Source organism: Pseudomonas sp. HN2, from assembly GCF_020736465.1.
Classification (GTDB): domain Bacteria; phylum Pseudomonadota; class Gammaproteobacteria; order Pseudomonadales; family Pseudomonadaceae; genus Aquipseudomonas; species Aquipseudomonas moraviensis_A.
Genome location: NZ_CP085885.1, coordinates 5842263 through 5858984, shown reverse-complemented (window position 1 = coordinate 5858984; position 16722 = coordinate 5842263). Strand labels below are relative to the sequence as shown.

The following is a 16722-nucleotide window of genomic DNA, read 5'->3' as shown; positions in this document are numbered from 1 at the left end:
TTTGAAATTGCCATCGCGAGCAGGCTCGCTCCCACAGTTTTCGGTGTGACTCACAAATGTTGTGAAAGCCCGATGTCCCTGTGGGAGCGAGCCTGCTCGCGAATGCTTTTCTCCAACAGCTTCTTTGCACTTGCTGAAACGTTTCCGCAGCGCTATAAAAATGGCACAACTCCAATAAAGGCTGCTGCCATGACTCCGCTCAAACTCCTCGTCGCTCTCGGCGCATTCTCTGCCGCTTCCCACGCCATGGCCTGGGACTATGTCCTGCTCGACGCCAACACCCCGGCAAAAAACTGGACGATCACCAGTGAACAGCTCGGTGTAAAAACCACCAAGCCGTTTTCCGTGACCCTGCGCACCCTGCACGGCGGTCGTCAGGAGGGCGTCAGCATCGTCGATATCGATAACGGCACGATGAAGCTTTCGGTGGTGCCGACCCGTGGCATGAACGTGTTGCAAGCCTCGGTGGGCGACGTGCGCATGGGCTGGGATTCGCCGGTCAAGGACGTGGTCAACCCGGCGTTCATCGAGCTCAACGGTCGCGGTGGCCTGGGCTGGCTGGAAGGCTTCAATGAACTGGTCACCCGTTGCGGTTACGAGTGGGTAGGCCATCCCGGCATGGACAACGGCGAACTGCTGACCCTGCATGGTCGCGCCGCCAATATCCCGGCCAGCACCGTCACTCTGCACATCGATGAAAAACCGCCGTATGCCATCACGCTGCGTGGCGAGCTGAAAGAGCAGGCATTCAAGAAAGTCGATTTCTCGGTAGCAACCGAACTGGTCACCGAACCGGGCAGCGCAAGCTTCGTCCTCAACGATACCCTGACCAATAACGGCGACTATGCGAAGGAATATCAGGCGCTGTATCACAGCAATTTCAGTACGCCGTTTCTTGAGCAGGGCGCGAAGTTTGCTGCGCCGGTGAAGCAGGTATCGCCGTTCAACGACAAGGCCAAGGGTGATCTGCCCGACTGGCAGACGTACCGCGCACCGACCAGGGACTACGACGAAACGGTCTACAACGTTGTGCCATATGCGGACGCGAAGGGCGATACCCTGACCGTGCTGCACAACAAGGCCGGTAGCCTCGGCGTGGCGGTTGGCTTCAATACCCAGCAGTTGCCAGTGTTCTCGCTGTGGAAAAACACCGACACCCAAGGGCAGGGCTACGTCACCGGGCTGGAGCCTGGGACGAGTTTTTCCTATAACCGTCGCTATCAGCGGCCGTTGAATCTGGTGCCGACCATTGCGCCGAAAGAACACAAACAGTTCCAGATCAGCTACAGCCTGCTGGCCGATAAAGCTGCGGTGGATAACGCCCTGAAGCGTGTGACCGATATTCAGGCCGGGCGCGACACCGAAGTGCGCCAGACACCGCTGGTTGATCTGACTGAGCATTAAGGTGTCGCCGGCCGGTATTGCAGTGCCTCCGCCAGATGCTCGCGGGTAATCGCATCGGCCTGCTCAAGATCCGCCAGTGTGCGCGCGACCTTGAGCAGGCGATGCGCCGAGCGCAGCGACAGGATCAGTCGCTCGCAGGCCCCTTCCAGCCATCTCTCATCGGCTGTGGATAACTTGCAGTGACGCTTCAACCCCGGCAGATCGAGAAACGCATTGGCGCAGCCTTGGCGTTTTTGCTGGCGCTCCCGCGCTTCGGCCACCAACGCCGCAGCGCTGGCGCTGTCCTCCCCGGGCTTGGCTGCCGGATTCAATGCTGTTGCTTCACGCGCCACGGTCAGGTGCAGATCGATACGATCCAGCAGCGGCCCCGACAATTTGTTGCGATAGCGCTGCACCATGTCCGGTGTGCACGAGCATTTGCCGCTCGGTTCGCCAAGATATCCACAGGGACACGGATTCATCGCTGCCACCAGCTGAAAGCGCGCCGGGAAACGCACGCGATCCTTGGCCCGAGCGATGACGATATGCCCGGACTCCAAGGGCTCGCGGAGCACCTCGAGAACCTTGCGATCAAACTCCGGCAATTCATCGAGAAACAGCACGCCGTGATGGGCCAGGGTGATTTCACCAGGTTGCGGTTTTGAACTGCCACCGACCAGTGCCGGCCCGGAAGCGGAGTGGTGCGGTTGGCGAAAGGGGCGCTGCGGCCAGTGAGTCAGAGGCACACCGCTGGCGACCGATTGAATCGCTGCCACTTCCAGCGCTTCGCACTCGGAAAGCGGCGGCAGCAATCCCGGCAGACGACTGGCCAGCAGCGTCTTGCCGGTTCCTGGAGGCCCGCTGAACAACAAATTGTGCGCCCCCGCGGCGGCAATAAGCAGCGCACGTTTGGCGGCTGTTTGCCCTTGCACCTCGTTAAGGTCGGGATAGGGCTTGGCGGCATGCATCAATCCGTCGGAAACGTAAGGTTCGACCGGCGTATGCCCATTGAAGTGGGCCACCGCTTCCAGCAAGTGATCGACCGCAAACACCTTCAGCCCCGAGGCCAAACACGCCTCTTCCGCATTCGCCCGCGGCACCACCAGCGCCCGCCCGGCCTTGCGCGCCGCCAATGCCGCTGGCAGCACGCCACGCACCGGCCGCACCGCACCGGACAATGCCAACTCACCCAGACATTCGACATCGTCCAGCGTCAGACACGGCACTTGCACACTGGCCGACAGGATCCCCAAGGCAATCGCCAGATCGAAGCGCCCGCCATCCTTGGGCAGATCCGCCGGCGCCAGATTCAAAGTGATCCGCCGCGCCGGAAACTGCAACCCGGAGTTGATGATCGCGCTGCGTACCCGATCCTTGCTCTCCTTCACCGCCGCCTCGGGCAGTCCGACCATGGTCAGGGAGGGCAGACCGTTTGCCAGATGAACTTCGACAGTGACGGCGGGAGCATCCACGCCAATCTGGGCGCGACTGTGGACGATGGAGAGGGACATGGTCGTTCCTTGAGCTGAATCGGGGTCCGCTTCCTGCGGGTTTTTTAAGGGTAGTTGGGAGAACGAATGCAGGTGGCACGGACGCGAGGCTAAACCTTCACTGGATGTTGCCAAGGTGCCCTTGCCGAGTTCAGTGGAGGCGCCACATTAGTTTTTTGCTTTGGGGTTTTTTACCTGGCTTCCTCCCCCGGCCAGCCAACCATCCGGTTCAAGTTCTTTACCGTAGTTGGCCGCTACCTCAATAAACCGACGCTGTTTGGCTGAAATACCTCCGGCTAACCGAAGTGCTTCATTGTGATATCCAACAATCTCCAGCAGCTTTTCCCTTCTCTTTTTGTCTTTCATTGAGACCTCGATTTTTGGGGTGACAGATGCTTCGCTGGTCACCGTAGTACAAGGAGGAAAGGTCACGTAATCAGGCGCAGACGCTGATTTTTGTAGGGCCGTGCCCTTTTAGTTGTAGGACGCCGGCGAAGGGGGTGTGAAGGTCTTGTATCCGGGGGGCGGATGCTCCAGTTTGGCCACTCAACGCAGCCTCTGGAGGCGAACAATGGACCGCAGTGGTATGCGCCCGACTCATCGGGCGAGGTTCTGAATAAGGAATTCATGGAGCCGTTGGGCATGACCGTCATGGAGCTGGCCATGCCCACGAAATGGCCCGAAAGTGAGATCGAAAAGCTTGTGAAATGCCAACTCAGGATCTGCGCCGATCTGGCAATCAGCCTTGCCATTCATCTCAACACTACGCCTGAGTTCTCGATGAATCTTCACTCGACTTACGATTTGCGCAGGGCCCAGCTCAGGCATGCGGGCTTATAGCGATTGCAGCATCCGCGAAGCCCTTTTCCACCAAGGCCCCGTCATTGGGCGCTTGGTCTGTTCCCGCTCCACCATCATCTGCGGCGCATCGTGTGACCGTATCCACGGCTGGGCGTTTTCGATCTAGTTGAAACCTGGGCTTTTCGACGCAATCGGACGGCGGTGGTGCAGGTTGTAGGACGTTGCCGGGATGGTTGAAGGGCTGGAGATCAAAAGATCGCAGCCTTCGGCAGCTCCTACAGGGGGCGCGGATTATTCAGCGGGCGGTGTCAGCTTGGCTTCCATCTCGGCAACCTTGGCTTCGAGGCTTTCGAGGCGGGCACGGGTACGCGCCAACACAACCATCTGGCTATCAAACTCTTCACGGCTGACCAGGTCGAGTTTGCTGAAGGCACTCTGCAGCAGCATTTTGAACTGGCTTTCGATTTCGGCTTTCGGCAGTGGCGTGTCGCCGCTGAACAGGCGGGAGGCGGTGCCGCTCAGGGCGTCGAGGAAGTCTTTGGGCGCGAGCATGGGGAATGTCCTGGAAACAATGGCCGGCAGTGTATCACGCAGTGTCTATAGTCAATCCCGTTGCTCGGATGCACGCTTTTCGCGCAGGGGGACGGACGGTGGCGCACCGTTGTTGTGCGTATCGGTAAACGCTTTTCTGCGCGAGTGCGCGCAACCGAGGCCAAACGGTTGAAATGCCGCGCTTTTGCCGAGCTGGCAAGGTTTCTGCTTAGTCACCCTCGACCCATGCACTGATGCAGTCGCTGTGACGAATGCAGTGCGGCAGACGAAGCGGGGAGTTTCGTCTGATGCGGTTAGCTGGCGTCAACGATGCGTTACAAAGCCAGGCACTGCGCTTAGACTTGAGACGGGTTTGTTTTCCTGGGGCAAGTCCACCAATTCGGGAGAGAGTTTCATGAAGCTAGTCACTGCCATCATCAAGCCGTTCAAGTTGGACGACGTGCGCGAGTCGCTGTCCGAAATCGGCGTGCAGGGCATTACCGTCACTGAAGTCAAAGGCTTCGGCCGGCAGAAGGGTCACACCGAGCTGTATCGCGGCGCGGAATATGTGGTCGATTTTCTGCCCAAGGTGAAAATCGACGTGGCCATCGACGACAAGGATCTGGATCGGGTTATCGAGGCGATAACCAAGGCGGCCAACACCGGCAAGATCGGTGACGGCAAGATCTTCGTGGTCAATCTGGAACAGGCGATCCGCATCCGTACCGGCGAAACCGATACCGACGCGATCTAAGCGCCGCCACAAACCCAACGCCCCAGGAGAAAACAATATGACTCTGCGTAAATTCGCAGGGCTAGGCGCCCTGTTGTCCATCGTAATGCCCGGCATCGCCATGGCGGCAGACGAAGTGGCAGCGCCAGTCCTCAATTCCGGCGACACCGCCTGGATGCTCACCTCCACAGCCCTCGTGCTGTTCATGACCATTCCCGGCCTGGCGCTGTTCTACGGCGGCATGGTTCGCTCGAAAAACATTCTTTCCGTGCTGATGCAGTGCTTCGCCATTACCGGTCTGATCAGCATCCTGTGGGTCATTTATGGCTACAGCATTGCCTTCGACACCACCGGCATGGAGCAGGGCGTCGTCAACTTCAATTCGTTCTTCGGCGGCATGGGCAAGGCGTTCCTCGCCGGTGTCACGCCTTCGAGCATCACCGGCCCGGCGGCGCTGTTCCCTGAGGCGGTGTTCATCACCTTCCAGATGACCTTCGCGATCATCACCCCGGCGCTGATCGTCGGTGCGTTCGCCGAGCGCATGAAGTTCTCCGCGATGCTGATCTTCATGGGCATCTGGTTCACTCTGGTTTATGCACCGATCGCGCACATGGTCTGGTCCGGTAACGGCGGCCTGATGTGGGACTGGGGCGTACTCGACTTCGCTGGCGGCACCGTGGTGCACATCAACGCCGGTATCGCCGGTCTGGTAGCGTGCCTGGTACTGGGCAAGCGCAAAGGTTTCCCGACCACCCCGATGGCTCCGCATAACCTCGGTTACACGCTGATGGGCGCGGCGATGCTGTGGGTCGGCTGGTTCGGCTTCAACGCCGGTTCCGCTGCAGCCGCCAACGGCACTGCCGGCATGGCGATGCTGGTTACCCAGATTGCCACCGCTGCTGCGGCACTGGGCTGGATGTTTGCCGAGTGGGTCACCCACGGCAAGCCAAGCGCCCTGGGCATCGCCTCGGGTGTGGTCGCCGGTCTGGTTGCGATTACACCGGCGGCTGGCACCGTGGGCCCGATGGGTGCACTGGTGATCGGTCTGGCCGCAGGCGTGGTGTGCTTCTTCTGCGCCACCACCCTGAAACGCAAACTCGGCTATGACGATTCCCTGGATGCCTTCGGCGTGCATGGTATCGGCGGTATCCTCGGCGCGATCCTCACCGGCGTTTTCGCAGCACCGGCACTGGGCGGCTTCGGCACCGTGACTGACATTGGCGCGCAGGTCTGGATTCAGATCAAGGGCGTCGGCTTCACCGTGATCTACACCGCGATCGTCACCTTCATCATCCTCAAGGTGCTGGATGCCGTCATGGGTCTGCGTGTTACCGAGGAAGAAGAGTCGGTCGGCCTCGATCTGGCACAACACAACGAACGTGGCTACAACCTGTAAGTACGCGCGATAAAAAATTGCCCGGTTCGCCGGGCATTTTTTTGTCCGGGATTTGTCATTCAAGGAGCAGCTGAAAGGATTTTTCTTACGGCTTTGGTCGTCTTTACGACGAGGCTTTTTCTGCGGGCAATCGCTTACATCGCTGCAGGAATATTAGGGCCTTTGTTTTTTTTCAGAGCACGCTAGAATGCGCCCCGAACGAGCGGAGAACTGTATGTGGCAACAGACTCTGATAACCCTGCGGGCAAGGCCCCGGGGCTTTCATCTGGTAACCGACGAGTTGCTCGCAGGCTTGCCTGAACTCAAGACCTGTCGGGTCGGTCTGTTGCATTTGTGGCTGCAGCACACGTCGGCGTCGTTGACCATCAACGAGAACGCCGATCCGGCAGTCCGCCGCGACTTCGAACGATTTTTCAATCGCCTGATCCCACAAGGAACAGACGGCTTCGAGCACAACGACGAAGGCCCGGATGATCTCCCGGCGCACTTCAAGGCCAGCGTGCTGGGTTGCCAGGTCAGTCTGCCGGTTGCGGCAGGGCGCCTTGCACTGGGTACCTGGCAGGGCATTTATCTGGGCGAGCACCGTGATCATGGCGGTGCCCGTAAAGTCCTCGCCACCTTGCACGGTGAGCAGGCATGAGCCGCTGCCCGGCAGCGGTGGAAGATTTTTCAACGGCGGCTTCGACAGTCGCCAAAGCTGGTCTATAACTAATCTGCTTTTGGCAAGTCATGAGGTAGAACATGAGCGACGATGATCTGGAAAACGACGACCTCGAAGTAGGCGACGAAGACGAGGCCGAGGAAGGCCTGGAAGCGGCAGCGGAAGACGTTGCCGAGGACGATGGCGGTGACGACACGCCGGCCCCGGCTGCCAAAGGCAAAGCCAAGGCTGCGGTATCGGTCGACGAGTTGCCGAGCATCGAAGCCAAGAACAAGGAGCGTGACGCCCTGGCCAAGGCCATGGAAGAATTCCTTGCACGCGGCGGCAAGGTTCAGGAAGTGGAGGCCAACGTGGTCGCCGATCCGCCCAAGAAGCCGGACAACAAGTACGGCAGCCGCCCTATCTGAGGCGCGTCGCTCGCTTGCTGAAAAAGCCCGCCGTCGCTGCGGGCTTTTTCATGCCTGACATGAATGGAGCAGACACCAGAATCCCCTGTAGGAGTGAGCCTGCTCGCGATAGCGGTGTATCAGATACATCTAATTGAATGACACTCCGCTATCGCGAGCAGGCTCACTCCTACAGGGGATCTGTGTCATTTCGAGGGAGCATTCCAGCGGGCGATTACCGCTGGCAATTCCGTGAGGCTGCGGATCTCTGCATCCGGCAAGCGCTCCGCTTCCCAGACCTTGCCCGTCGGGTTGAACCACACCGCGCGCAAGCCCGCCTGCTGCGCCCCGGCGATGTCATCGCCGGGATGATCGCCGACATGCACCGCTGCTTCGGCACTCACGCCCCCGCGTTGCAGGGCTTCATGAAACAGCCGTGCATCCGGCTTGGCGATGCCGATGTCTTCGGCGCACAAGGCGAACTTGAAGTAGTCCGCCAGCCCCAACCGGCGTACATCGGCGTTGCCATTGGTGACGACGCCGAGGGCATAGCGATTGGCGAGCAACTCCAGCAGCGGCTCGACTTCCGGGAACACTTCGATCTGGTGCCGCGCATGCAAAAACACTTCGAAAGCCTTGTCGGCCAGATCCGACGCCTCGCCGTGGCCGTACCCGGCTTCTTCCAGAGCATGAAACAACACGCGCCTGCGCAACGCACTGATGCGGTGCTTGAGCCCCGGCTCGCCCGCCAGTACTCGCTCGCGAATCGACCACAAATGCTCCACCGGTACCGCGCCCAGATTCGACGCATGTTCGCTCAGCCATTCGCGCAACACGGTTTCGGCGCTGGCAATCACCGGAGCGGTGTCCCACAGGGTGTCGTCGAGGTCGAAGGTGATCAACTGAATGCTCATGAATCATCGCCTTTCATGCGTTTGGCCCGGGGATGGGCGCTGTCGTAGACCGCCGCCAGGTGCTGGAAGTCCAAATGGGTGTAGATCTGCGTGGTCTTGATATCGGAGTGGCCGAGCAATTCCTGCACCGCCCGCAGGTCCTGGGAAGACTCCAGCAAATGGCTGGCGAACGAGTGCCTGAGCATGTGCGGATGCAGGTTCTGCCCCAGTTCGCGCTCGCCAGCGAGTTTGACCCGCACCTGAATTGCACGCGGGCCAAGGCGTCGCCCTTGCTGGCTGACAAAAACCGCATCGTCGGCAGGATTGGTCATGGCGCGTAGCGGCAGCCATTGTTCGAGGGCTTCACGGGCCTTCTTACCTACAGGCAGCAGACGGGTCTTGCTGCCCTTGCCCAGCACCTGAACCATGCCGTCGGCGAGGTCGAGCTGATCGAGATTGAGTCCGGTCAGCTCGGACAGGCGCAGGCCCGATGAATAGAACAGCTCCAGAATCGCCTGATCGCGCCGGGCAAGAAAATCGTCCTCAACCGCACCTTCCAGCAGTTGCAGGGCGCGATCAGTGTCGAGGGTTTTCGGCAGGCGCCGTTCGCCTTTCGGCGGCGCCAGGCCGGTGGCCGGGTCGTGGTCGCACAAGCCTTCGCGATTCAGATAGTGATAGAGCCCACGCACTGCCGAGAGCAGGCGGGCGAGGCTGCGCGAGGACTGGCCTTGCGCATGCAAGCGGGCGATCAGGCTGCGCAGGCGCTGGATGTCCAGCGCTGCCCAGCTGCCGATGTTCTGCTTGATGCACCAGCCGAGGACTTTATCGAGGTCGCGGCGATAAGCCGACAGGGTGTGCGGCGACACCTGTCGCTCACTGCGCAGATGTTCGCAGTAAGCGTCCAGTTGTCGTTCCATGCTCAGCGTACCGAGCGCAGCGAGCTGTTGACCCGTGGCAGCACGCGGCCCATGACCTCGGCGATGTAGCTCAGGAACAGGGTGCCGACCGAACTCTTGTAGTGCTGCGGATCACGGCTGGCGATGGCCAGGATGCCGTGGATGCCCTGATGGCTGACGGCAACCACGGCGGTCGAGCCGATCTGCTGGCGCTGTTCTTCGCCGAAGAGGAAATCCAGCTCATGTTCACGCAGGCTGCCGCTGACGCTTTTGCCTTCGGTGAGCAGACCGCCGATCGCGGTTTGCGCATCGGCGTGGGTTACCCAGCGGCCGACCGGGGCCGGGTTGTCGCCGAGCAGGATCAGGCTGACAAAGGGCACCTGGAAATCCTGACGCAGGCTGTCTTCCACACTGATCACTACGTCTTCCAGAGTCGACGCATCCATCAGCGCGAGGATCAGGCGCCGGGTCTTTTCGAACAGGCGATCGTTGTCACGAGCCACGTCCATCAGATGTGAAAGGCGATGGCGCATTTCGATGTTGCGGTCGCGCAGGATTGTCATCTGCCGCTCGACCAGCGACACGGTGTCGCCACGTCGGTGCGGAATGCGCAGTGACGGCAGCAGCTCTTCGTGCTCGACGAAGAAGTCCGGGTGAGCCTCAAGGTAGGCGGCAACCGCGGCTGCCTCAAGGCTCTCGGACGCTGATTCGTCGGCTGGTCGGGCGGGTACCTGGGGCTTGTCGGTCATGATTTCTGCTCGCTCAAAGACGCACTTGTCCTTCGTAGACACGCACTGCCGGACCGGTCATCAATACCGGTTCGCCCGGGCCGGCCCACTCGATGGACAGACGCCCGCCGGGCAGGTCGATCAACAGCGGCGAATCCATCCACCCCTGACTGATAGCCGCCACCGCCGCCGCACAGGCGCCGGTGCCACAGGCCTGGGTTTCCCCGGCGCCGCGCTCCCACACGCGCAGTTGCGCGCGGTGGCGGTCGATGACCTGAAGGAAACCGACATTGACCCGCGCCGGGAAGCGCGGATGGTGTTCGACCTTCGGCCCCAGTTCATGCACCGGTGCGCTGTTGATGTCATCCACGCGAATGACCGCATGGGGATTGCCCATCGACACAGCGGCCAGTTCGACCGTGGTGCCATCGACGTCCAGCTGATAGCTGCTGGCCTGGGCTGGTGCCTTGAATGGAATGTCTGCCGGCACCAGGCGCGGCGCGCCCATGTTCACGCCGATCTGGCCGTCGTTACGTACGTCCAGTTCGATGATCCCGCCCTTGGTTTCGACGCGGATCTGCCGCTTGGCGGTCAGACGCTTGTCGAGCACGAAGCGCGCGAAGCAGCGCGCACCGTTGCCGCATTGCTCCACTTCCGAACCGTCGGAGTTGAAGATCCGGTAGCGAAAGTCCACGTCCGGGTTGCTCGGCGCTTCGACGATCAGCAACTGGTCGAAACCGATACCGGTGTGGCGGTCGCCCCATTGCTTGGCGTGTTTGGGCTGAATGTGCGCGTGCTGGCTGACCAGGTCGAGGACCATGAAGTCGTTGCCCAGGCCGTGCATTTTGGTAAAACGCAGCAGCATGGGTTACTCCGGCAGCAGGCTTTCGCCGGCAAACAGCTCGGCCACGGTTTCGCGGCGACGCACTTCAAAAACCTGATCACCATCCACCAGCACTTCAGCGGCACGGCCGCGGGTGTTGTAGTTGGAGCTCATGACGAAACCGTAGGCACCGGCCGAATGCACCGCCAGCAAGTCGCCTTCTTCCAGCGCCAGTTCACGGTCCTTGGCGAGGAAGTCGCCGGTTTCGCAGATCGGGCCGACGATGTCGTACTTGCGTGCAGCGCTGTCGCGCGGTTTCACCGCCGTGACGTCCATCCACGCCTGATACAGCGCCGGACGGATCAGGTCGTTCATCGCCGCGTCGACGATGGCGAAATCCTTGTGCTCGGTATGCTTGAGGTACTCGACCTGGGTCAGCAGCACGCCGCCATTGGCGACGATGAAGCGGCCCGGCTCGAACACCAGCGCCAGATCACGCCCGTTCAGACGCTCGCGCACGGCCTTGATGTAGTCGGCAGCCAGCGGCGGCTCTTCATCGCGATAACGCACACCCAGGCCGCCACCGAGGTCGATGTGGCGCAGATGAATGCCGCAATCGCCCAAGCGATCGACCAGATCCAGCAGGCGATCCAGGGCGTCGATGAACGGCGGCAGGGTGGTCAGTTGCGAACCGATGTGGCAGTCGACACCGACCACTTCCAGGTTCGGCAGATGCGCGGCGCGCACGTACACGTCTTCGGCGTCGGCAATGGCGATGCCGAACTTGTTCTCTTTGAGACCGGTGGAAATGTACGGGTGGGTGCCAGCATCGACGTCCGGGTTCACCCGCAACGAAACCGGGGCGCGAACACCCAGCTCGGCGGCGACCAGTTGAAGACGCTCGAGCTCGTCGGTGGATTCGACGTTGAAGCAGTGCACCCCGACTTCGAGGGCACGACGCATGTCGTCACGGGTCTTGCCGACGCCGGAAAAGACGATCTTGTCGGCGCTGCCGCCAGCGGCCAGTACGCGTTCCAGCTCGCCGCGGGAAACGATGTCGAAACCGGCGCCGAGACGGGCCAGGACATTCAGGACACCGAGGTTGGAGTTGGCTTTGACCGCGAAGCAGACCAGATGCGGCATGCCGGCCAGCGCATCGGCGTAGGCCAGATATTGCGCTTGGATGTGCGCGCGCGAGTAAACGTAAGTGGGCGTGCCGAAGCGGTCGGCGATGGCGGACAGCGCCACACCTTCCGCGAACAGCTCCCCGCCACGGTAGTTAAAAGCGTCCATGGCGATCCCTTAGTAAACGTCGTGCTTGTGAGCCTTGGATGGCTGCTTTTGCGAAGACTGGGCTTGTTCGGCCGGGTCCTGATCGTCGTCGGGCAGGTACAGCGGGCCTTTCTGACCACAGGCCGATACCAGGCAGGCAACCGCGACGAGCGCAGCAAGGGAAGAGATCAGGCGCTTCATGGCGAAATCCTTGAAAATGCGTTAATTGCGCCGGAGTATACCGGCCACCCGGCAGCTTGCCTATGCGAGGGGGTTCCCGTCCGGCGGTGCTCCTGAGAAGCGCATCATCCCTGTGGGCGCGAGCCTGCTCGCGAAGAGGTTGTAACATTCGATACGTTCGTTGCCTGACACACCGCTTTCGCGAGCAGGCTCGCTCCCACAGGGGCGGTGTTGAATGGGCGACAGGTGCTTGGTCGTTAAACTTTGCAATCGGCCGGCAGCGTCCGTATCTTTCGGCGCTTGAGCCTGATCAGACATTTTTGAGGTTGCCGCAATGAGTTTGTCCGAAGCCCGTTTCCACGATCTGGTCGATGAAACCCAGGAAAAACTGGAAGACATATTTGACGAAAGCGATCTGGACATCGATCTGGAAAGCTCGGCCGGCGTGCTGACGGTCAAATTCGAAAACGGCAGCCAGCTGATTTTCAGCCGCCAGGAACCCTTGCGACAGCTGTGGCTGGCGGCGGTGTCCGGGGGCTTCCACTTCGACTACGACGAAGAAAGCGAGCGCTGGATGTGTGACAAGAGCGAAGAGCAGCTCGGCGAAATGCTTCAGCGCCTCGTCAAGCAGCAGGCTGGCGCTGAATTCGATTTCGAAGGTCTGTGATTCGTGACTGATGCAGCGACTTTCCGCCCGCCGAAACCGCTTTACAGCAACGTCAGTCCGGCGGTGCCTTCGCCGTGCACAGGCGTCTGTCGACTGGACGAACAGAAAGTCTGTCTCGGCTGCGCGCGCCACGTCGAAGACATTCGCGAATGGCGCTCGGCGGATGATCAGCGGCGTCGCGTGATATGCGCGCAAGCCGCAGAGCGCCGCACTCGAGCCTGATACGAACTTGTGGCGCGGGAGCTTGCTCCCGCTGGGTCGCGAAGCGGCCCCAAACTCTTGCGACAGCTGCGCAGCCGAGCGGGAGCAAGCTCCCTCGCCACAGGTTTTCACCCAGGCAAAAAGGGCGTGACTTGTATATTTTTTGAGCTGTGATAGTGTCCGCGGACGCCTCAAACCACCGAGGCACGGTGAAAACCCCGTCTTTTTTGGCGGGGTTTTGCTTTTTTTGTGCAGAAGAAAGGAGTCTGCCTGGATCATGACCGCACCTTCCATCACCCTTACCCGTCTGGACGTGCAACGTCTGGAACGCCTCATCGACAGCCTGAGCGACAAAGACCAGGCTGCGCCGGGCGTGATTGCGCTGCAAACCGAGCTGGACCGCGCCGATACCGTGGTCGGCCACGATGAAGTGCCCGCCGATGTCGTGACCATGAATTCCCGCGTGCATTGCCGCGAAGAAGGCAGTGGCAAGGATTACCATCTGACCCTGGTCTACCCCAGGGACGCCAACGCCGACGAGGGCAAGATTTCCATTCTGGCCCCGGTCGGCAGTGCACTGCTGGGTCTGAAGGTCGGCCAGCACATCGATTGGCCGGCTCCGGGTGGCAAGTCACTGAAGCTGACCTTGCTGGAAGTGGAATCGCAACCGGTCAACGGCGGCGCTTTTCCCGAATAAATCCCTGCCTCAAACCTGTTCGAGCGCATCGTTCAAAGAGCGCTCCAGGTCCGCCTTGTAGCGCAGATACAGATTGCTTGAACTGTGCCCGTCACCGAGCAGACCCGACAGGTCGAGGTCGGTGATGTAGCAGCGATAGCGCTCGGTCTCTCGGCGCTGCTCGACGATCTCCCGGGCGACCACGCTGAACAGCTGGTCGCCATGCTCCAGCTCGCTGAATTCCCGCTGATTGCAATACAGGGTGACCTGCACTTCGCCGTGCGCGGCTTTGCCAATGATCGCCTGCACGTCGTAGAACGGTTTGTTGGCTGGCGTCTGCGGCGCCGGCCGGGTTTCGACTCTGCGCGATCGCCCCGGGCCTGACAGCTGGTAATACAAGGTTTCGGGACTGCCCGCGGGGCCACCTTCCATCGGCAGCCGTGCTTCACGGCGATACTGGATCGATTGCACAAAGCGCTGCAACGGCACCAGCAGACTCTGCTCGTCGTGGTACGGCAACTGCTGTTGCCACAAGGCATTGAATTCATCCAGCACGTACAGCTCGGCCTGCTGTTCGCTGATGCGGTAGAACACCTGAATGCACTCCGGCTGACCCATCGGCAGAATCAGCGCGAGATCGTGATCCTCGAGTGCCATCGGGTCCAGGTGCAGCGGGCTGTAGCGCGGTTGTTCCTCGCCCAGATAATCGAGCAACGCCGGCAGGGTGGCGAGGGCAACATGGTTGACCTGACCTGGGACCAGCTCCAGCACGTGATAGTGCTGCTGCACCTGGATCAGGTAGCGGTGATTCAAGTCGCTGAGCAACAGGGTCTGGGCGGTGTCGACGATTTCCTCGACGCGGCGCGCAATGAATTGCGCACGGTTGTGGCAGAAGCAGCGCACCTTCAGCGACGGCTGCACGAGGCCGCGCGGCAGATTATTGAGGTAATCGCGCAGGCAATCGAGCAGCGCGTGCGGGCCGTCGAAACGATTGACCAGCACTTCGTTCCAGCTGTTGAGCGTGATCTGATCAAGGGTCAGCACGAGGTTCTCGCGCACGCCGGCATAGCTCAGCGAGTCGGTGCGCTCGGTGGTCATCAGGATGTTCAGATCGCGGTGATGCTTGAGCGGGTCGACGCCGACGTTGATCAGCAGTAGCACTTCGCTGGGCACAGCGGCGCGCAGCAAGGGCTCTTCGGCCACGGTGGGCAAGGGCAGGGCGATGCACTGCTGCAGGCTGCCAAGCAGGTTGAACAGCTCGAACTCGCTCAAGTCGCTGGTGCCCGGATGCAGGGCCAGACGCGTGCTGCTGTCGATCACGCCGTTGCGGTGGCACCAGGTCAGCAGTTCAAGCAGTTCGCGACTGCGCTTGATCGGCGCGAAGTGCTCCCACTCCAGCGCCGTGAGGCTGCCGTTGTACAGGCCCCATTGGGTCTGCCCCGGTTCCTTTTTGTTCGGTGACTGCACCAGGGTCAGGGTGTCTTCGGCCAGGTCCGGGGCGATGCCCGGATTGATGAACTCGACCTTGTCGGCCTTGCGCTCGAACGCCGCATACAAGCGCCGGCCGAGGATATTGAGGTCGCGCTTGTTGATCAGGCTGACGGTCTGTTCGCTGCGGGCGAACTGGGTCAGGAAGCGATAGCTGTAATTGAGTTCGTTGACCAACGCGCGACGCTCGGCGCTGACCTGCCGCACTTTCCACTGACTGCGACTGTCGAGCAGCGCCAGTTGTCGCTGATCCCAATGCCATTCGCCGGCCAGGCGTTCGAGCAGTGCGCGTTGCCAGCCCTGGCTGCGGCTGTTGCCGGTAAGCTTGCGGTTGACCTTCAGGTACAGCGCACGGCGCACCAGCTCAAGCCGTTCCGGCTCGTTGCGGGCAATCAGGTATTCCTCGATACGCCGGTACACGACCATGTACGGGTCCAGCTCATCGAGATCGAGCTGATTGGCGAACACGGCCTTCTTGAAGCGCAGGCTCAGGCACTGCACCTGCGGATGTTCGCTGGCGTAAACCTCGGTCAGTAGCAGTTTGAGCACCGACTTGTAGGGCGACTCGATGCCTTTGAACAACTGCCACAACCCGGCGCCGATGAATTCCCCGGGCGGAATGGTCGCCATCGGTCCCAGATCAAGCGTCTCGTCGGCGCGAATAAAGCGTTTGGACAGTAGGGTGTGGGTGTAGGCGTCGTAGGCCGTTTCTTCGTAGACCGGCACCAGCCACCAGATTGGCGTGCGCCCGGCCAGCCAGATTGCGGTGCGGTAAAACTCGTCGAGCAGCAGATAGTGCTGGGTGCTGCCGCAGTTTTCCGAACTCAGCTGCGAGTCTCGTTCGCCTTTCACGAACCGCGCCGGGTCGATCAGGAAGAAATGCGCCTCGGCGCCCTGACTCGCGGCCCAGGTTTCGAGCAACTGGCATTTCTTGCTCAGTTCACTGAGTTCGCTGTCGGTAAGATCGGGCGCGTGGCAGACCCATACGTCCATATCGCTCTGATCGGCCTGGGCCAGTGTGCCGAGGCTGCCCATCAGGAACAGACCGTGAATCGGTCGCGGCGGATTGCTGCCGTGACGCGGTTTGTAGGAGAAGGAGCGGGTCAGCCGTTGCGCTTCAGCGAGCGCGTTGGCGTCCGGCTCATAATTCGACAATCCGGCCGGCGTACTCCCCGAGACATAACCGGGCAGCAAGGGATGATTGACGTGGAAGAACAGCGGCAACAGCGCCAATACGCTTTGCTGGCGCGTCGACAAGCCTTCAAGCGCCCGGCCGAGGCGCCCTTCATTGAGTTTGAGAAAACGTGCGCGCAGTTGGCTGAGTACCTTGCGGTCGATGCCTTCGTCCAGGTCGGGGCGGATTTCGTGGGTGCGCGTCATGTCAGCTCAAACCGGCTTGCAGGCTCGGACGTGGAGGTCTCGGAATGGCCGCAGTTTAGCCTCTGCGTGGCAGGACGTTTAAGCTGAATTTGTTTTTTGACGGCAGATTTTTATCGACAGCGATCGGGCGGGCCCGC

Annotated in this window: 19 protein-coding genes; 9 read left to right on the top strand and 10 right to left on the bottom strand. The window is 60.9% G+C overall.

Features of this window, described 5'->3' with window-relative positions:
* Positions 1-189: 189 nt before the first annotated feature.
* Positions 190-1404 carry an aldose 1-epimerase family protein gene (locus tag LIS66_RS26125; protein WP_065616356.1) on the top strand — a complete coding sequence of 405 codons (1215 nt, stop codon included), beginning with the start codon at positions 190-192 and terminating at the stop codon, positions 1402-1404.
* Here LIS66_RS26125 and LIS66_RS26120 read toward each other — a convergent pair.
* Both LIS66_RS26120 and LIS66_RS26115 read right to left on the bottom strand, forming a co-directional pair.
* Positions 1401-2894: a YifB family Mg chelatase-like AAA ATPase gene (locus LIS66_RS26120; RefSeq protein WP_042607120.1), complete on the bottom strand. Its 1494-nt coding sequence runs from the start codon at positions 2892-2894 to the stop codon at positions 1401-1403. The two genes, LIS66_RS26125 and LIS66_RS26120, sit on opposite strands and share 4 nt — an antisense overlap.
* A 147-nt stretch (positions 2895-3041) precedes the next feature.
* Entirely contained in the window at positions 3042-3239 is a 198-nt protein-coding gene (locus tag LIS66_RS26115; protein WP_042607119.1) for a hypothetical protein, read from the bottom strand.
* Positions 3240-3515: 276 nt separating this feature from the next.
* Between LIS66_RS26115 and LIS66_RS27775 the strand changes: the two genes are divergently transcribed.
* Positions 3516-3713: a helix-turn-helix transcriptional regulator gene (locus LIS66_RS27775; protein ID WP_265583205.1), complete on the top strand. Its 198-nt coding sequence runs from the start codon at positions 3516-3518 to the stop codon at positions 3711-3713.
* Positions 3714-3965: 252 nt separating this feature from the next.
* Here the strand turns inward: LIS66_RS27775 and LIS66_RS26105 are convergent, their stop codons facing one another.
* Positions 3966-4226 carry an accessory factor UbiK family protein gene (locus LIS66_RS26105; protein WP_007920416.1) on the bottom strand — a complete coding sequence of 87 codons (261 nt, stop codon included), beginning with the start codon at positions 4224-4226 and terminating at the stop codon, positions 3966-3968.
* Positions 4227-4620: 394 nt separating this feature from the next.
* On the opposite strand from LIS66_RS26105, the gene glnK reads away from it, so the two are divergent.
* From glnK to sutA, 4 genes are all read left to right on the top strand, one after another.
* Positions 4621-4959 (top strand): P-II family nitrogen regulator, encoded by a 339-nt coding sequence (gene glnK / locus LIS66_RS26100; protein ID WP_002555808.1) that lies wholly within the window; start codon positions 4621-4623, stop codon positions 4957-4959.
* 37 nt (positions 4960-4996) lie between these two features.
* Positions 4997-6334, top strand: coding sequence for an ammonium transporter (locus LIS66_RS26095; protein WP_041476939.1), 1338 nt, complete (start codon positions 4997-4999; stop codon positions 6332-6334).
* A gap of 214 nt (positions 6335-6548) precedes the next feature.
* Positions 6549-6974, top strand: a complete 426-nt coding sequence (locus tag LIS66_RS26090; protein ID WP_042607117.1) for a secondary thiamine-phosphate synthase enzyme YjbQ — start codon at positions 6549-6551, stop codon at positions 6972-6974.
* A 101-nt stretch (positions 6975-7075) separates the two neighbouring features.
* Positions 7076-7402: a transcriptional regulator SutA gene (gene sutA, locus LIS66_RS26085; protein WP_016772583.1), complete on the top strand. Its 327-nt coding sequence runs from the start codon at positions 7076-7078 to the stop codon at positions 7400-7402.
* A 185-nt stretch (positions 7403-7587) separates the two neighbouring features.
* On the opposite strand, the gene LIS66_RS26080 is transcribed toward sutA, so the two are convergent.
* The 6 genes from LIS66_RS26080 to lptM are packed head-to-tail and all read right to left on the bottom strand — an operon-like array spanning position 7588 to position 12194.
* Positions 7588-8295, bottom strand: coding sequence for an HAD family hydrolase (locus LIS66_RS26080; protein WP_065616354.1), 708 nt, complete (start codon positions 8293-8295; stop codon positions 7588-7590).
* Positions 8292-9191 carry a tyrosine recombinase XerC gene (xerC, locus tag LIS66_RS26075; RefSeq protein WP_039757393.1) on the bottom strand — a complete coding sequence of 300 codons (900 nt, stop codon included), beginning with the start codon at positions 9189-9191 and terminating at the stop codon, positions 8292-8294. Before xerC ends, LIS66_RS26080 begins: the two co-directional genes overlap by 4 nt.
* A gap of 2 nt (positions 9192-9193) precedes the next feature.
* Positions 9194-9919 carry a DUF484 family protein gene (locus tag LIS66_RS26070; protein ID WP_042607115.1) on the bottom strand — a complete coding sequence of 242 codons (726 nt, stop codon included), beginning with the start codon at positions 9917-9919 and terminating at the stop codon, positions 9194-9196.
* 13 nt (positions 9920-9932) lie between these two features.
* Positions 9933-10763, bottom strand: coding sequence for a diaminopimelate epimerase (gene dapF / locus LIS66_RS26065; protein ID WP_227973296.1), 831 nt, complete (start codon positions 10761-10763; stop codon positions 9933-9935).
* A 3-nt stretch (positions 10764-10766) separates the two neighbouring features.
* A complete protein-coding gene (lysA, locus tag LIS66_RS26060) occupies positions 10767-12014 on the bottom strand; it encodes a diaminopimelate decarboxylase (protein ID WP_064364657.1) in 1248 nt (415 codons plus the stop codon).
* 9 nt (positions 12015-12023) lie between these two features.
* Positions 12024-12194, bottom strand: a complete 171-nt coding sequence (lptM, locus tag LIS66_RS26055) for an LPS translocon maturation chaperone LptM (RefSeq protein ID WP_016772589.1) — start codon at positions 12192-12194, stop codon at positions 12024-12026.
* A gap of 313 nt (positions 12195-12507) precedes the next feature.
* On the opposite strand from lptM, the gene cyaY reads away from it, so the two are divergent.
* From cyaY to rnk, 3 genes are all read left to right on the top strand, one after another.
* Complete coding sequence (gene cyaY / locus LIS66_RS26050) at positions 12508-12840, top strand: iron donor protein CyaY (RefSeq protein WP_041476930.1); 333 nt, start codon at positions 12508-12510, stop codon at positions 12838-12840.
* 3 nt (positions 12841-12843) lie between these two features.
* On the top strand, positions 12844-13062 hold the full coding sequence (locus LIS66_RS26045) for a DUF1289 domain-containing protein (RefSeq protein WP_227973295.1): 219 nt from the start codon (positions 12844-12846) through the stop codon (positions 13060-13062).
* A 256-nt stretch (positions 13063-13318) separates the two neighbouring features.
* Positions 13319-13738 carry a nucleoside diphosphate kinase regulator gene (gene rnk / locus LIS66_RS26040; RefSeq protein ID WP_042607112.1) on the top strand — a complete coding sequence of 140 codons (420 nt, stop codon included), beginning with the start codon at positions 13319-13321 and terminating at the stop codon, positions 13736-13738.
* Between the two features lie 9 nt (positions 13739-13747).
* Here the strand turns inward: rnk and LIS66_RS26035 are convergent, their stop codons facing one another.
* The gene (locus tag LIS66_RS26035) at positions 13748-16585 is read right to left on the bottom strand and encodes a class I adenylate cyclase (protein WP_227973294.1); all 2838 of its coding nucleotides are present in this window, start codon (positions 16583-16585) and stop codon (positions 13748-13750) included.
* Positions 16586-16722: the final 137 nt, after the last annotated feature.

Coding starts and splice junctions, on each gene's coding strand:
- LIS66_RS26120 (WP_042607120.1), bottom strand. CDS start 2,894: ATGTCCCTCTCCATCGTCCACAGTCGCGCCCAGATTGGCGTGGATGCT.
- LIS66_RS26070 (WP_042607115.1), bottom strand. CDS start 9,919: ATGACCGACAAGCCCCAGGTACCCGCCCGACCAGCCGACGAATCAGCG.
- lysA (WP_064364657.1), bottom strand. CDS start 12,014: ATGGACGCTTTTAACTACCGTGGCGGGGAGCTGTTCGCGGAAGGTGTG.
- sutA (WP_016772583.1), top strand. CDS start 7,076: ATGAGCGACGATGATCTGGAAAACGACGACCTCGAAGTAGGCGACGAA.
- lptM (WP_016772589.1), bottom strand. CDS start 12,194: ATGAAGCGCCTGATCTCTTCCCTTGCTGCGCTCGTCGCGGTTGCCTGC.
- LIS66_RS26035 (WP_227973294.1), bottom strand. CDS start 16,585: ATGACGCGCACCCACGAAATCCGCCCCGACCTGGACGAAGGCATCGAC.
- cyaY (WP_041476930.1), top strand. CDS start 12,508: ATGAGTTTGTCCGAAGCCCGTTTCCACGATCTGGTCGATGAAACCCAG.
- LIS66_RS26105 (WP_007920416.1), bottom strand. CDS start 4,226: ATGCTCGCGCCCAAAGACTTCCTCGACGCCCTGAGCGGCACCGCCTCC.
- LIS66_RS26115 (WP_042607119.1), bottom strand. CDS start 3,239: ATGAAAGACAAAAAGAGAAGGGAAAAGCTGCTGGAGATTGTTGGATAT.
- LIS66_RS26125 (WP_065616356.1), top strand. CDS start 190: ATGACTCCGCTCAAACTCCTCGTCGCTCTCGGCGCATTCTCTGCCGCT.
- LIS66_RS26080 (WP_065616354.1), bottom strand. CDS start 8,295: ATGAGCATTCAGTTGATCACCTTCGACCTCGACGACACCCTGTGGGAC.
- glnK (WP_002555808.1), top strand. CDS start 4,621: ATGAAGCTAGTCACTGCCATCATCAAGCCGTTCAAGTTGGACGACGTG.
- rnk (WP_042607112.1), top strand. CDS start 13,319: ATGACCGCACCTTCCATCACCCTTACCCGTCTGGACGTGCAACGTCTG.
- LIS66_RS27775 (WP_265583205.1), top strand. CDS start 3,516: ATGACCGTCATGGAGCTGGCCATGCCCACGAAATGGCCCGAAAGTGAG.
- dapF (WP_227973296.1), bottom strand. CDS start 10,763: ATGCTGCTGCGTTTTACCAAAATGCACGGCCTGGGCAACGACTTCATG.
- LIS66_RS26090 (WP_042607117.1), top strand. CDS start 6,549: ATGTGGCAACAGACTCTGATAACCCTGCGGGCAAGGCCCCGGGGCTTT.
- xerC (WP_039757393.1), bottom strand. CDS start 9,191: ATGGAACGACAACTGGACGCTTACTGCGAACATCTGCGCAGTGAGCGA.
- LIS66_RS26095 (WP_041476939.1), top strand. CDS start 4,997: ATGACTCTGCGTAAATTCGCAGGGCTAGGCGCCCTGTTGTCCATCGTA.